This window comes from Aeromonas sp. s1(2024), from assembly GCF_040908005.1.
In the GTDB taxonomy this organism is placed as follows: domain Bacteria; phylum Pseudomonadota; class Gammaproteobacteria; order Enterobacterales; family Aeromonadaceae; genus Aeromonas; species Aeromonas caviae.
Map to the genome: position 1 here is coordinate 22,656 of NZ_JBFOCW010000054.1, position 14,241 is coordinate 36,896.

Genomic DNA, 14,241 nt, shown 5'->3' on the forward strand with positions numbered 1-14,241 from the left:
GCTTGTCAGGTGACAATTCGCACCCAGCGGATGAAGACAGCTTCCAATTCCCTGTGAAACCCTGTCCTCTTGAGTACGTGAGCCTACTCTACGCCAGGGCCACTGAATCAGGGCTGAACCGCGATGAAATCGTTTCCCTAGCCTGTCAGAGACGGATCCCGAGGGACTGGCGCAGATAGGCGCCCGCACCGAGCAGGCCCGGACCTTCGTGGGTGATGAGGAACACGGGGATGTCCTTGAGGTAGGACTTGAAGCGCCCCTTGTCCTCGAACGCCACCCGGAAGCCGGAGGCGATAAAGAACTCCTGGAAGCGCGGTACTATGCCGCCGGCGATGTAGACGCCGCCAAAGGTGCCCATGTTGAGGGCCAGGTTGCCGGCAAAGCGCCCCATCAGCACGCAGAAGAGGCTCAGGGTACGGCGACAATCCAGGCATTCCCCCGCCAGCGCCCGCTCCGTGATGTCCTTGGGTTCGAACGCCTCGGGCTCCCGGCCGTCGGACTTCACCAGCCCGCGGTACAAGTTCACCAGACCCGGACCGGAGAGGAAGCGCTCGGCCGACACATGGCCCAGCTCGCCGCGCATCACCTGCAGCACAGCATCTTCCTCTTCCGTGTTGGCGGCGAAGTCCACGTGCCCGCCCTCACCCGGCAGACTGAGCCACTGTTCGCCGGCCTGCACCAGGTGGGCGACCCCGAGGCCGGTGCCGGCACCATAGATGGCGATGGGCTTGCCGGCCACTGGGGCCGCGCCCCCGAGCTGGATGCGATCGCTCTCGCCGAGCACGGGCACCGCCATGGAGACGGCAGTGAAGTCGTTGATCACCTGCAGACGCGCCAGGCCGAGGTTGGCCTGCATCTCGCTGATGGAAAACTCCCAGCTGTGGTTGGTCATGGCGACCCAGTCGCCGTTGATGGGACAGGCGATGGCGATGCAGGCCTCGCCCACCTTGGCACCATGTTCTTCCAGATAGAGGCGCACCACGGCCTCCAGGCTGGGGTGGGCCAGCCCTGAATAGGTCTTTGCCTGGGAAATGGCGCCGGTCGCCAGCTCGCACAGGGCCAGCCGGGCATTGGTACCGCCTACGTCGCCCACCAGCGCATGGGTATGCTGCATAACAAACTCCTTCGTTACCGACTCGGGGCGGCCCTTACCGTCCCGACCTTGTTATTTGGCTGCAATACTACTCGAGCCCGCTTCCCGGCGGCGCGTTTTATGAATGCAACTGTGCGCCCGCTCACAGTGTTGTTGCTTTGCAACATTTGTAAGCGTTTTCAAGGGCGGAATGGAAGTTTGTAACTAAAAACACGAAATAATTAGACATGAGTCATACTTTGTATGGACGAGATTAGTTCCGATAAGCGCTTGTCTTGTATAGTCATCGCGGAGATTGGAAACCTGCTTGAGCTCTGAATTTAGTGCACAGACACTGAAGTTAAATTACAAAAATGCCTGGTGGTAATGATGAATACCCTCGATAAAATTACGAACAATTTGGAAAGTTTCAGTAAATCAGAGCGTAAGGTGGCGGAAGTGATCCTGGCATCCCCCCAGACCGCCATTCACTCCAGCATCGCCACCCTGGCCAAGCTGGCGGATGTCAGCGAACCCACCGTCAATCGCTTCTGCCGTCGCCTCGATACCAAGGGCTTTCCCGACTTCAAGCTGCACCTCGCCCAGAGCCTGGCCAACGGCACCCCCTATGTGAACCGCCACGTGGAAGCGGAAGACGGGCCCGACACCTACACCGCCAAGATCTTCGAGTCCACCATGGCCTGTCTCGATGCCGCCAAGAACAGCCTGGACATCTCCGCCATCAACCGCTGCGTCGACATCCTGACCCAGTCCAAGAAGATCAGTTTCTTTGGTCTGGGCGCCTCCTCCGCCGTCGCCCGGGATGCCCAGAACAAGTTCTTCCGCTTCAACATCCCCGTGGTGAGCTTCGACGACATCGTCATGATGCGCATGAGCTGCATCAACAGCAGCGAAGGGGACGTGGTGGTGCTCATCTCCCACACCGGCCGCACCAAGGCGCTGGTGGAAATTGCCGCCCTGGCCCGTGAAAACGATGCTACCGTGATCGGCATGACCGCCAAGGACTCCCCCCTGGCCCGCGAGTGCAACCTGGTGCTCTCCATGGACGTGCCGGAAGACACCGACGTCTACATGCCCATGGCGTCGCGCATCGCCCAGCTCGCCCTGGTGGATGTGCTGGCCACCGGCTTCACCCTGCGCCGTGGCATGAAATTTCGCGAAAACCTGAAAAAAGTCAAAGAAGGTTTGCGCGAATCCCGCTTTGATACCCCGCACTCCTCCTGATCATTCGGGGGTTCGCCCCCGACTGTCTAAGCCACCGGGCTTGGTGTAGTATCGAAATTCAATCACAGAAGGCCACCCAGATGGCCTGCAAGCCGGCGCCATGCCACATGCTTGACGGGGCAGTATTTCAAGTCATATCAACTTCACATTGGAGTCTTTCATGCCAAGACGTACAAAGATTGTAACCACACTCGGTCCGGCGACCGATCGCGACGGCATCCTCGAGGGGATCATCCGCGCCGGTGCCGACATGGTGCGGATGAACTTCTCTCACGGCACTCCTGAAGACCATATCCAGCGCGCCAACCAGGTGCGTGAAATCGCCGCCAAGCTCGGCCGCCACGTGGCCATCATGGGGGACCTGCAAGGTCCCAAGATCCGCGTCTCCACCTTCAAGGATGGCAAGATCTACCTCGCCATCGGTGACAAGTTCATCCTCGACGCAGCCCTTGGCAAGGGAGAAGGCTGCCAGGAGCAGGTCGGCATCGACTACAAGAGCCTGCCAAACGACGTCGTGCCAGGCGATATCCTGCTGCTGGACGATGGCCGGGTACAGCTGAAAGTGGAACAGGTGGAAGGCACCCGCATCCACACCACGGTCACCGTGGCCGGCCCCCTCTCCAACAACAAGGGCATCAACAAGAAGGGGGGCGGCCTCTCCGCACCGGCCCTGACCGACAAGGACAAGGAAGACATCAAGACTGCCGCCCGCATGAACGTGGACTACCTGGCGGTCTCCTTCCCCCGCAGCGGCGATGACCTGCGCTACGCCCGCGAGCTGGCCCGCGAAGCCGGCTCCAACGCCAAGATAGTGGCCAAGGTCGAGCGCGCCGAGACCGTCGCCAGCGACGAGGCGATGGAGGACATCATCCTCGGCTCCGACGCCGTCATGGTGGCCCGTGGTGACCTGGGTGTCGAAATCGGCGACCCCGAACTGGTGGGAGTGCAGAAGAAGCTCATTCGCCACTCCCGCCGCCTGAATCGCGTGGTCATCACCGCGACCCAGATGATGGAGTCCATGATCAACGCGCCGCTCCCGACCCGTGCCGAAGTCATGGACGTGGCCAACGCCGTGCTGGATGGTACCGATGCGGTGATGCTCTCCGCCGAGACCGCCGCCGGCCAGTTCCCCATCGAGACCGTGACCTCCATGGCCAGCGTCTGTGTGGGCGCCGAGAAGCACCCGAGCCTGAACGTCTCCAACCACCGCATGAACTACACCTTCACCTCGGTGGAAGAGGCGGTGGCCATGTCCACCATGTATGCGGCCAACCACCTGGAAGGGGTCAAGGCGATCGTGGCGCTGACCGAGTCGGGCACCACCCCGCTGCTGATGTCCCGCATCAGCTCCGGCCTGCCCATCTTCGCCATGTCTCCTCACAACAAGACCCTGGCCTGGGCCAACCTCTACCGCGGCGTCACCCCCGTGCTGTTTGATGGCGACGAGACCAAGCCGGTCTACGAGGTGTGCCGCGACGCGCTGGACGTGCTCAAGGCCAAGGGACTGCTGCAAAGCGGCGACATGGTATTGCTCACCCACGGCGACAAGATGGAGACCGTCGGCAGCACCAACACCTGCAAGGTGATGATGGTCGAGTAATCGCCCCTCCTCCCTGCCACAAAAACGGCTCCCGCGGGAGCCGTTTTTTTATGGGATCTGCCCAGGTTCAACCGCGAAACAGCTCCACCTTGTCTCCATCCTGCAGGCTGCCGGCGCCGCGCACTACCACCTTGTCTCCCTGCTTGAGAGCGCCGCTCACCGCCACCTCCCGGCTGTCCCCAAAGAGCACGGTGACCGGCACCCGGTTCACCGTGAGCGCCTCGCCGCGCTGCTCCACCTGATAGACCACGCTTCCCTCGGTGCCGAGCACCAGGGCATCCCGTGGCAGCAGCATGGTGTGCTGCTCTCCCATCGGCAGCGCCACCCGCACTGGCGAGCCGATGATGAACGTGCCCGCTTCCGGCTTGAGGCGCAGCTCGATGAGCCGGGACTTGGGATCGGCGCTCGCCGCCCGCTGGTAATAGATGGCGTGGCTGCTGAGCTGCTCCCCTTCCACCCGCAACCGGGTCTGGGTGGCCAGTTGCCGGGCCCAGGCAATAGGCGCACGCAACCGGATGTCCGGCTGGTCCGGATTGACCAGCTCAAGCGCCTGTTCGCCCACATCCACATGCTCCCCCGGCTGGATGAAGTGTTCATTCACCACCCCGTCAAACGGGGCAAAGATGCGGCTTCTGCGCAGCTGCTCCTCAATCTGGCGCACCTGCACCCGCGCCAGCTGCTCGGCCAGCTCAGCCTGCTCCACGTCATAGCGCGCCTTGTCATACTGGCTCTGGGAGGCACTCTTTTGCTGGTGCAAACGATCCAGGCGCTGGAACTCGGCGCGAGCGTAACGCAGGTTGCTCCCCTCTCTGGCTTGTTCAGCCCTCGCCTGCTCCAGCGAGAGGCGCAGAGTCGCGCTGTCCAGGCGCAGCAACTCGTCCCCCGCCTTCACCCGGCTGCCAAACTCGGCTATCCACTCCACCCGACCGCTCACTTCGGCGCTGAGCGCCGCCTGCTGGCGGCTCGCCACCGTGCCGCTGACCCAGATGCTGGCCCCCGCCTCTCCCTGGGCCACCTCCGCCAGCGTCACCATCTTGCTTTGTGCAAGCGCAGGCAGCCCGCCAGCCAGCAGCAGAGCCCCCACCACCATCCTTGTGAAACCTTGTGTCATCGATGAGCTCCTTGCTCAGGCACGCTGCCGAAGGGCGTGCGGTATGTCGGTCTGCTCCCCCAACCGCAGGAAGGCGGGCAACAGGATCAGGGTGAAGAGGGTGCTGCAGCTCATGCCGCCGACGATGACGGTGGCCAGCCCCCGGTAGATTTCGCTCCCCTCGCTCGGACTCAGCATCAGGGGCAGCATGCCGAAGATGCTGGTGAGGCTGGTCATGGCGATGGGACGCATCCGGCTTTGCAGGGCATCGGTGACTGCCGACTGTCGGCTCATCCCCTCCCGCTCGGCCATCCTGGTCTGGTGCACCAGCAGAATGGCGTTGTTGACCACCAACCCGAGCAGGATGACGAAGCCGATGATGGTGAGCAAGTCCATCGGCAGCGGCGCCACCAGACCGCTCAGGTGCAGCGCCAGCACGCCGCCTACGGTGGCGAGCGGCAAGGTGAGCAACACCAGCACGGCATCCTTGAGGGAGGCGAAGACCCCCCACAGCAGAATGAGCAGTATCATCACGGCGAACAGGAAGATGCTGCCGAGGTTGCCGAGCGCCTGCTGCAGGCTGTCGGCATTGCCGGCGACCCGCAGCTCCCCCCCGGCCGGCAGCAACGGTCGGATGGCGGCAAAGCTCTTGTGCTGCAGGGTGTCGAGCACCTGCTCCATGCTCATCCCCGCAGGGGGCGAAATCTGCAGGCTGATGCTGCGCCGCCCATCGGATCGGAAGATGCTCTCAGGCCCGAGTTGCGGCTCCACCCGCAGCAGTTCCCCAAGGGGAACGATGCGCCCGGACGGGGTAGCAAGCGGCACCGCCTTGAGCTCGTCCGGGTTGGCGGAGGCCTGCCCCATCAGCAGGATGTCGAGCCGCTCATCCCCGTCGAAATATTCGCCGACCCGCAGACCATCGCCAAAGGTCTGGATGATGGCGGGCATAGGGGAACGATCCCAGCCCACCTCGGCCAGGCGCCTGTCCTGGGGCACCAGCCGAAGCTCGGGAGCGGTGAAATCGAGTCCGGGTTCTGGCCTGACCTGGGCGCCGGGCAAGTCCCGCTGCACTATGGTCATGCTCTCCCGGGCCGCCTGATAGAGTTCGGGCAGCCCACCCCCCTGGATCAGCAGGGAGATGCTGTTTTCACTGTCAAAACCGCCAAACAGGGACCCCTGACCGCCAAACACCCGGGTGTCGGGAATGCCCACCAGCAATTGCTTCATCAAGAGCTGCTCCAGCACCTTGATCTGGTTATCCTCCTTTGGCCGCACCCCGATCTGGGCACCGCCCGGGTAGCGCAGGATGTAGTAGTTCTTGAGGACAGGCTCCTTCTCCCCTTTCATATAGGGGTCGAGGCGGGCAATCAGGGTATCGATCACCTCCTCCCGCTGGGCCTTGAGATTGACCCCGGGGGTGAAACTCATCCAGACGTCGATGGCGTCCCGCTTCACATCCGGCAGGTAGTTCATCTTGGGCAACATCAACCAGCTCACCAGCACAGGCCCCGTCATCATCAGGACGATGATGGCCCAGCGCCTGGGGGCGGTGGCCGTCCAGCGGATCACATGGCGGGTGACGCGGCACCACAGGCGCTCAAAGGGATCAATCAGCCGCTCGTGCCCCATCCAGCGCGCCGCCACCGCAGGCAACACAGTCACCGCCACCACCATGGAGACGGTCACCGCGCAGGCGATGGTGAGCGCAAGATCGGCAAACAACTGCCCTTCCACGTCGTTGAGCAGGAGCACCGGCAGGAAGATGGCGACCGTGGTCAGAGTGGACGCCACCAGAGCGGTCCACACCCGGCGGGTGCCCTCCAGCGCCGCCTCTCCCTTGCTGATGTCACCCCGCTCATGGCGCCGGTAGATGCTCTCCAGCACCACGATGGCGGCGTCGAGCACCATGCCGACCGCAAACGCAATGCCCGCCAGGGAGATGATATTGAGGGTCCGCCCCATCACTTTGAGCAGGCAGAAGGTGAGCATGATGCTGATGGGGATGGCGATCGCGATCATCAGGGTCGCCTTGAGCTGGCGCAGAAAGACCCAGAGGATGGCGCAGGCGAGCAGCACCCCGAGCCCCAGGTTGGCGGTCACCATGCTTACCGCCCGGTTGATGTAGAGGGAAGCGTCAAACGACTGCTCCATGTGCAGGCCAACCGGCTCCAGCACCTCCCGGTTGAGCTCCCCGACCTTGGCCTTGATCCCCTCGAGCGCCGCCAGGGCATTGGCACCGCTCTCCTTGAAGATCTGCGCCGCGATGGCGGTGTTGCCGTTCTGGATGCGCAGCACCGGGTTCTCCTCCCGGGCCACTCTGATCTCGGCCACGTCCCGCAGATAGATGGGCAGGCCGTCACGCCAGTCCACCACCTTGTCCCCCAGGGCCGCCACGTCATAGCGACCGGCAAAGCGCAGATTGTACTCCCAGCGTCCGATGTCGAGGGTGCCGGCCGACACATCCCAGCCCGTCGTTGCCCGGTTAGCGAGCACCGGGATCTCCACCCCCAGCTCAGCGGCGCGGTAAGGGTCGAAACGGATCTGGATCTGGCGCTCGTTGATCCCCTCGATGTCGACCGTGGACACCCCGGGGATCCGCTCCAGCTCGGGCTTGACCCTCGCCTCGATCAGCGCCTGGTGATCGTCTATCTCCCCCTTGGCGCCGGGCAGTTGCTGGATGAAGAAGAAGGTCAGGGTGTCGTTGCTGCTGTAGTTGTTGACGTAAGGGCCACCGATGTTGTCCGGCAGCCCCGAGACCCGGTTCAGGCGGGAGATGACGTCAAGCTGGGCCCGCTGCATGTCGGTGCCAAGGGCAAACTCCATGTCGATTTCGGTGAAGCCGGGGTAGCTGTTGCTGCTGAGGCTCTTGAGCCCCTGTACCCCCTGCATCTCCTGCTCGATGGGATCGGTTATCTCCGACTCCATCTCCTGGGGCGAGGCCGAACGCCAGTCCACCGTGATGTTGAGGTGAGGACGGTCTATGTCGGGAAACAGCTGGACGGGCAGTCCCCGGATGCTGAGCAGGCCCAGCAAAAAAATCAGCACGACCGAGACCGCCACCCAGATGGGGCGTTCGATCGCCGTTTTGGCGAGGTTCATTCACTCTTCCTGAGTTGTTGTTATCGGCCATTCCGATGGCCTTGCTTCCTGCCCCAAGGGTGGGGGCCATTGCATTAAACTGGAATTAATCGACCTTGTAAATGGCTGGTTAAACAACAAAAAACCGGCCACTAGGGCCGGTTGTCGGTTTATGCTCGGGGTCAGGCTGCATGCTCGACCGGGTTCGGTTGAGACAATCCTTCCAGCTCGCCAGGAGCGAAGTTGTCCACCTGGATAGCCTCGTAGCGCAGGGCATCGGCGGCCAGCAGCTTGTCCGCCTCCTCCTTGCCGAGGATGGACTGGGACAGGGCGGCAGCCACCAGCTCAGGCAGCGCCAGCTTGCGGGGCAGTCTGCCCTCTTTCTGGGCCTGCATCAGCTTCTTCTCGATGGGCTGCACCAAGACCATGGCCTGGAAGGCACGCTCCATCAGCCCCACCGGATCCGCCTCGTCCTTGCCCACGTAACAGAGCGCGGTCAGACGATCCCGGAACTCGCCCGGCGTCATCATGGCCAGACAGATGGCATGGCAGCGATCGTCCGCCGGCATCTTGTAACCGACGCCGAACGGGAACACCACCCGCTTGAGTACGGCACCCACCACCTTGTTCGGGAAGTTCTGGAAGAAGCCCTCGAACGCCTTGCCAATCAGGTAGAGGTTGCGCTCCACCGCGTACTGGACGAACGGCAGGTCAGAGACCATGCGGCCCTGATCCTCGTAATGCTTGAGGGTGGCGGAGGCCAGGTAGAGGTGACTCAGCACGTCACCCAGACGGGCGGAGATCATCTCCTTGCGCTTGAGATCCCCGCCCAGCATCAGCATGGAGACGTCGGCGCACAGGGCCAGCCCCTTGCTCATGCGAGAGAGCTGCTTGTAGTAGCGGGCGGTTTCGCCAGCCACCGGGGCGCTGTTGAACTGGCCCAGGGTCAGCCCCTGGAACAGGGCACCGAAGAAGTTGCCGGTACCGAAGGCGATGTGTTTCATCAACAGGGCGTCAAACTTCTCGAGACCGCGCTCCACATCGGTGTCGGCCGCCGCTTCCAGCTCGGCAAACACATACGGATGGCAGCGGGTGGCCCCTTGCCCGAAGATCATCAGGTTGCGGGTCAGGATGTTGGCCCCTTCCACCGTGATGGCCACCGGAATGCCCATGTAGGCGTAGCCGGTGTAGTTTTTCGGGCCCAGCTGGATGGCACGACCAGCATGGATGTCCATGGAGTCATCCATCACCTGGCGGGCCATCTCGGTCATGTGGTACTTGGAAATCGCGGTGACGATGGCCGGTGCCTGACCCAAATCCAGGGAACCTGCAGTCATGCGACGAGCCCCTTCCAGCTGATAGGTGAGTCCGCCGATACGGGCCAGCGCTTCCTGCACCCCTTCAAACTTGCCGATGGACATGCCGAACTGCTTGCGCACGTAGGAGTAGGCGCCCACGGTGCGGCTCGCCATGTGACCGCAGGCGGTGCCAAGGGCTGGCAGCGAGATGCCGCGACCGGCGGAGAGGCACTCCACCAGCATGCGCCAGCCGCGGCCGGCGTAATCCGGGCCACCGATGATCCAGTCGAGCGGAATGAACACATCCTTGCCGAAGGTCGGGCCGTTCAGGAACGCCAACCCCATGGGGTAGTGGCGATCGCCGACGCGCACGCCAGGGTGACTGGTCGGGATCAGCGCACAGGTGATGCCGATCTCCTCCTTGTCACCCAGCAGTTTTTCCGGGTCATAGAGCTTGAACGCCAGCCCCAGCACGGTGGCGCGCGGCGCCAGGGTGATGTAGCGCTTGTTCCAGTTCAGGCGAATGCCCAGCACCTCTTCCCCCTTGTGCATCCCCTTGCAGACGATCCCCTTGTCCGGGATGGCGCCCGCATCGGAGCCCGCTTCCGGCCCGGTCAGAGCGAAGCAGGGTACCTCCTTGCCGTTGGCCAGCCCCGGCAGCCAGAAATCTTTCTGGGCCTGGGTGCCGTAATGCATCAGCAGCTCGCCCGGGCCGAGAGAGTTGGGCACCATGACGGTGACCGCGACGCTCAGGCTCTTGGTGGCGATACGGGTGACGATGGTGGAGTTGGCAATCGCCGAGAACTCGCGGCCGCCGTAGGATTTCGGGATGATCAGGGAGAAGAAGCCTTCTTTCTTCAGATAGTCCCACACCGGCTCCGGCAGGTCCTTGGTCTCGTTGACGATCTTGAAGTCGTCCACCATGGCGAGCAGGGTTTCGACCTGGTTGTCGATAAAGGCCTGCTCTTCTGCACTCAGCTCGGCCTTGCCGTAGCCGTGCAGTTTCTTCCAGTCCGGGTTACCGCGAAACAGCTCCCCGTCCCACCAGACGGAGCCGGCCTCCATGGCCTCCCGCTCGGTGGCCGACAGGGGCGGCAGTATCTTCTTGAAGATGCCGAACACGGGGCGGGTCACCACCTTTTTACGGATGGCGGGGACACCGAGCACCACGGCTATCGCCAGCACCAGCAGGACAAGCAATGTGATCATACCGAAGTTCCTTCTATTTCACTGTTTCCGTTGATTATTGTTAGGTGTTACACGGCCAGGGAGAGCCTGGTCGACTCCACGGGCGCCCCGACACCGGACGCCAGATAAGGAATGACGTTGCGCACCAGCCCTTCCACATCGAGCTGCTGGCCAAAATCGGCCTGGGCGATGTCACGCAGGGCATCCGCAGAGGCCATGGTGAAGACGACTGTGCCCAGGGTGAAGTGCAGGCGCCAGAAGAGATCCGCTGGCGACAAATCCGGATTGGCCTTGGAGATGGCCTGGGTGATCCCGTGCAGGGTCGCCCCATAATGGGTGGTAATAAAGCGGCGCAGGTGGCCCTGACTGTCGATATAGCCGCGCCCCAGCAACTGCATGAAGAGCGCCGGACCATTCGCCCTGACGGCCGACAGTTTCATCAGAGGTTCGACAAAGCTCTCGAACACCTGCAACAGGGTCAGCTGATCCTGCGCCATCAACGTCTGTAACCGCCCGTCCAGTGCCGGCATGAAGAGGCTCAGATAACGGTCGAGCACCGCCTGGATAAGCTCCTTCTTGGAGCCGAAGTGATAATTGACCGAAGCCAGGTTCACATCGGCCTCGCTGGTGATCAGACGCAACGAGGTATCGGCGAACCCCCGCTCGGCAAACAGCACCTCGGCGGCGTCGAGAATACGGTTCTTGGTATCGATTTTACTCACTGGACACCTCACTTAAACGAATGTTTAAAAAGTACGTTTCACGCCCACTCATGTCAAGAGAATGTGAACAAGTGTTGGCTAAATGTTTTTAATCAAAAAAGAGGGAAGATGGCGGGAACTTCGCGGCGAGACGGCACTCTATATCTATGCCACTGCAATTAAACATTAAGTCTCGCCCAACCTGCGTCATGCTAGTTGGGCATTTTTTTGCCCTGCCGTCACCCGATGCGCCGACAGAGAACCAAAAAAAACCGTCGCAGGTGCGACGGCGGGGAAAACGGGTCTGACTATCCAGTGTCGACCCATCGATGGGTGTTCAGGCTTGCATCGATGTCGCCATCCTCGCAGTGAAACGTCATCAGACTTTGTCAGCACAGACCCAAATTGTGACAAAGTATGGCAACCAGCCACATGGCCCGGCTTCGCCAATCTTGCTATGCTGTCGCCTCATGCCAGAGGGGAGAGAAGATGAAGTATACGGTCGATACCCACACGCACACCGTCGCCAGCACCCACGCCTACAGCACCATTCACGATTACCTGCCCATCGCCAAAGCCAAGGGGATCAAGCTGTTCGCCACCACGGACCATGGCCCGGACATGGCAGATGCCCCGCATTACTGGCATTTCGTCAATCTGCACGTGTTGCCCAGGGTCGTGGACGGGGTCGGCATCCTGCGCGGCATCGAAGCCAACATCAAGAACATCGACGGTGAAATAGACTTCCCCGAGCGCTACGAATCGCGGCTCGACATGATCATGGCGGGCTTTCACGAACCGGTGTTCCCCCCCTGCGATCAGGCGACCCACACCCAGGCCATGATCAACGCCATTCGAAGCGGTCGGGTCGACATGATAAGCCACCCCGGCAACCCCGCCTTCCCCATCGATATCCAGGCGGTGGTCAAGGCAGCGGCAGAGTATCGAGTGGCACTGGAGGTCAACAACTCATCGTTCAGCCACTCTCGTGCAGGCAGCGAAAGCAACTGCCGCGCCATCGTCGAAGCGGCGCGCGATCTGGGTGCCTACCTCACTTTCGGCTCCGACTCCCACGTGGCATTCAGCCTCGGCGACTTTGATCACTGCCATCGTCTGGTCACCGAAGCCAACTTCCCACATGAGCGGATCCTGGCCCGCTCCCCCCGCGCCCTGCTCGATTTTCTCGAGAGCCGCGGCCGTGCCCACATCCCGGAGTTCGTTGACCTCTGATATGCCTTAACATCATGAGCCAACTCATAAAATCGAGTTGGCTCAATTGACTTGTCCGGCTTTTTTCACGACTCTGAACATCAAGCCGCCGGTATAGCTCAGTTGGTAGAGCAGCGCATTCGTAATGCGAAGGTCAGGAGTTCGATTCCCCTTATCGGCACCATATAAAACAAAGGGTTAGCTTCTCAGCGAAGCTAACCATTTGTGCTTTTTGGCTTGGGGTACCACATGGGGTACCACATTTAGCAAACGGTAGGCACATTACTGTATCCACTTACCTGGCCACCGGCAGGTCCTCCCAGCGGGTGGTGTAGCAGGGGCTCAAGTGCTCTTGTCGCATCATCCACTCGGCTGACCCCGTGCCTTGACTGGCAAAGCCTACGCGCCCCAATCCCTTGGCTTTGATCTGGTCCATCACTGCCATCAGCGCATCTGATTGAGTGGAGGACGGGGCAAAGAGATCTGCCTGTTGTTGCCCCTTGGGGGTGAACTCACTCAGCATGACGCCCCCCTTCTGATAACGGTAACCGTCGCGCCAAATCTGCGGTAGCAGCACGTTCACTTGCTGCAGCAGCAACCGGGTATCATCGCTAGGGCAGACCAACCGGACGCCAGCCTGCTCACTGTAGTAAGGGGCTCGTTCTTCAAAGGGGCTGGTTCGCACGAACAGGTGCACCCGCTGGCAACACATTCCCTCGGCCCGCAGCTTCTCGGCTGCGCGAGCCATAAAGCCCGACAACGCCTGGGCCATTTCTCCACGGTCGGTCACGCGCTCACCAAAGGAACGGCTCGAGAGGATCTGCTGCTTCGCCGCCGGTTCAACGGTCAGCTCTGCGCAAGACAGGCCACGCAGCTCCTGTACGATCCGCTCGACCACCACGCCGAATTGGGCGCGTAACCTTTTGGCGTCGCTAGCCACCAGGTCAGCAACGGTATTGATACCTTGTGCCACCAACTTGGCCCCCAAGCGCCGTCCTATGCCCCACACCTCATCCACCGGGGTGATAGCCATCAGCCGGGCACGGCGCAGCTCGTCACGCAAGTCCACGACGCCGCCCGTGGCAGGCCACTTCTTGGCTGCATAGTTGGCCAGCTTGGCGAGGGTCTTGGTGGGTCCGATCCCAACCCCTACCGTGAGGCCGGTCCACTGCCACACTCGCTGCCGGATCTGTTGCCCATAGGCTGTCAGGTCCCCGGCAAACGACTCCGACAACGCCATGAACACTTCATCGATGGAGTAGACCTCAAGCTCAGGGGCCATGGTCTCCAACGTGCTCATCACCCTGCCAGACATATCGCCGTAGAGCGCGTAGTTGGAGCTGAATGCCACACCGCCATGCGCCTCGAACTGCTCGCGGATCTTGAAGTAGGGCCCGGCCATCTTGATACCCAGCGCCTTGGCTTCGGGGCTGCGCGACACCACGCATCCATCGTTGTTGGAGAGCACCACGATCGGGCGGCCACGCAGCTCAGGGCGAAACAGCCGCTCACAGCTGGCGTAGAAGTTGTTTACATCAACGAGCGCTATAGCCATCACGCTGCCTCAGATTGCCAATCACATGGGTGACCACTCCGAACAACTCCAGGGAGAGGCTCATAAAAGGGTCGATAGGCGCGAACGCCGGATTGGCTGGCAACAGCCGCAACCTCGGCTTGAGCTGCAAGGTCTTTACCGTGAAGCCGCCATCGAGTAGTGCAATCACCACATCACCATGGCGCGGGGTGAGGCTCTTATCGAC

Annotated in this window: 10 protein-coding genes and 1 tRNA gene; 4 read left to right on the plus strand and 7 right to left on the minus strand. The window is 61.8% G+C overall.

All coding sequences use genetic code 11. The features are described from left to right. Positions 1–145 precede the first annotated feature (145 nt). On the minus strand, positions 146–1,114 hold the full coding sequence (gene glk / locus AB5Y70_RS12870) for a glucokinase (RefSeq protein ID WP_104454424.1): 969 nt from the start codon (positions 1,112–1,114) through the stop codon (positions 146–148). A gap of 348 nt (positions 1,115–1,462) precedes the next feature. Between glk and AB5Y70_RS12875 the strand changes: the two genes are divergently transcribed. Together AB5Y70_RS12875 and pyk are read left to right on the plus strand one after the other, a co-directional pair. Continuing rightward, entirely contained in the window at positions 1,463–2,317 is an 855-nt protein-coding gene (locus AB5Y70_RS12875; protein WP_029314760.1) for a MurR/RpiR family transcriptional regulator, read from the plus strand. Between the two features lie 160 nt (positions 2,318–2,477). After that, entirely contained in the window at positions 2,478–3,917 is a 1,440-nt protein-coding gene (gene pyk, locus AB5Y70_RS12880; protein WP_161653496.1) for a pyruvate kinase, read from the plus strand. 67 nt (positions 3,918–3,984) lie between these two features. On the opposite strand, the gene AB5Y70_RS12885 is transcribed toward pyk, so the two are convergent. The 4 genes from AB5Y70_RS12885 to AB5Y70_RS12900 form a co-directional block, all read right to left on the minus strand. Next, positions 3,985–5,028: an efflux RND transporter periplasmic adaptor subunit gene (locus tag AB5Y70_RS12885; protein ID WP_322131160.1), complete on the minus strand. Its 1,044-nt coding sequence runs from the start codon at positions 5,026–5,028 to the stop codon at positions 3,985–3,987. A gap of 15 nt (positions 5,029–5,043) precedes the next feature. After that, entirely contained in the window at positions 5,044–8,106 is a 3,063-nt protein-coding gene (locus AB5Y70_RS12890) for an efflux RND transporter permease subunit (protein WP_201964352.1), read from the minus strand. Between the two features lie 161 nt (positions 8,107–8,267). After that, the gene (locus AB5Y70_RS12895) at positions 8,268–10,592 is read right to left on the minus strand and encodes an acyl-CoA dehydrogenase (RefSeq protein ID WP_113736204.1); all 2,325 of its coding nucleotides are present in this window, start codon (positions 10,590–10,592) and stop codon (positions 8,268–8,270) included. A 47-nt stretch (positions 10,593–10,639) separates the two neighbouring features. Then, positions 10,640–11,293, minus strand: coding sequence for a TetR/AcrR family transcriptional regulator (locus AB5Y70_RS12900; RefSeq protein WP_005324182.1), 654 nt, complete (start codon positions 11,291–11,293; stop codon positions 10,640–10,642). A gap of 468 nt (positions 11,294–11,761) precedes the next feature. Between AB5Y70_RS12900 and AB5Y70_RS12905 the strand changes: the two genes are divergently transcribed. After that, positions 11,762–12,502, plus strand: coding sequence for a phosphatase (locus tag AB5Y70_RS12905; RefSeq protein ID WP_005324180.1), 741 nt, complete (start codon positions 11,762–11,764; stop codon positions 12,500–12,502). Between the two features lie 87 nt (positions 12,503–12,589). Beyond that, positions 12,590–12,665, plus strand: a tRNA-Thr gene (locus tag AB5Y70_RS12910). A gap of 111 nt (positions 12,666–12,776) precedes the next feature. Here AB5Y70_RS12910 and umuC read toward each other — a convergent pair. Together umuC and AB5Y70_RS12920 are read right to left on the minus strand one after the other, a co-directional pair. Further along, on the minus strand, positions 12,777–14,036 hold the full coding sequence (umuC, locus tag AB5Y70_RS12915; protein WP_368176021.1) for a translesion error-prone DNA polymerase V subunit UmuC: 1,260 nt from the start codon (positions 14,034–14,036) through the stop codon (positions 12,777–12,779). Continuing rightward, positions 14,017–14,241: S24 family peptidase (locus tag AB5Y70_RS12920; RefSeq protein ID WP_368176022.1), on the minus strand; the 225-nt coding region annotated here is incomplete at its 5' end. The genes AB5Y70_RS12920 and umuC, both read right to left, overlap by 20 nt.

Coding starts and splice junctions, on each gene's coding strand:
- glk (WP_104454424.1), bottom strand. CDS start 1,114: ATGCAGCATACCCATGCGCTGGTGGGCGACGTAGGCGGTACCAATGCC.
- AB5Y70_RS12875 (WP_029314760.1), top strand. CDS start 1,463: ATGAATACCCTCGATAAAATTACGAACAATTTGGAAAGTTTCAGTAAA.
- pyk (WP_161653496.1), top strand. CDS start 2,478: ATGCCAAGACGTACAAAGATTGTAACCACACTCGGTCCGGCGACCGAT.
- AB5Y70_RS12885 (WP_322131160.1), bottom strand. CDS start 5,028: ATGACACAAGGTTTCACAAGGATGGTGGTGGGGGCTCTGCTGCTGGCT.
- AB5Y70_RS12890 (WP_201964352.1), bottom strand. CDS start 8,106: ATGAACCTCGCCAAAACGGCGATCGAACGCCCCATCTGGGTGGCGGTC.
- AB5Y70_RS12895 (WP_113736204.1), bottom strand. CDS start 10,592: ATGATCACATTGCTTGTCCTGCTGGTGCTGGCGATAGCCGTGGTGCTC.
- AB5Y70_RS12905 (WP_005324180.1), top strand. CDS start 11,762: ATGAAGTATACGGTCGATACCCACACGCACACCGTCGCCAGCACCCAC.
- umuC (WP_368176021.1), bottom strand. CDS start 14,036: ATGGCTATAGCGCTCGTTGATGTAAACAACTTCTACGCCAGCTGTGAG.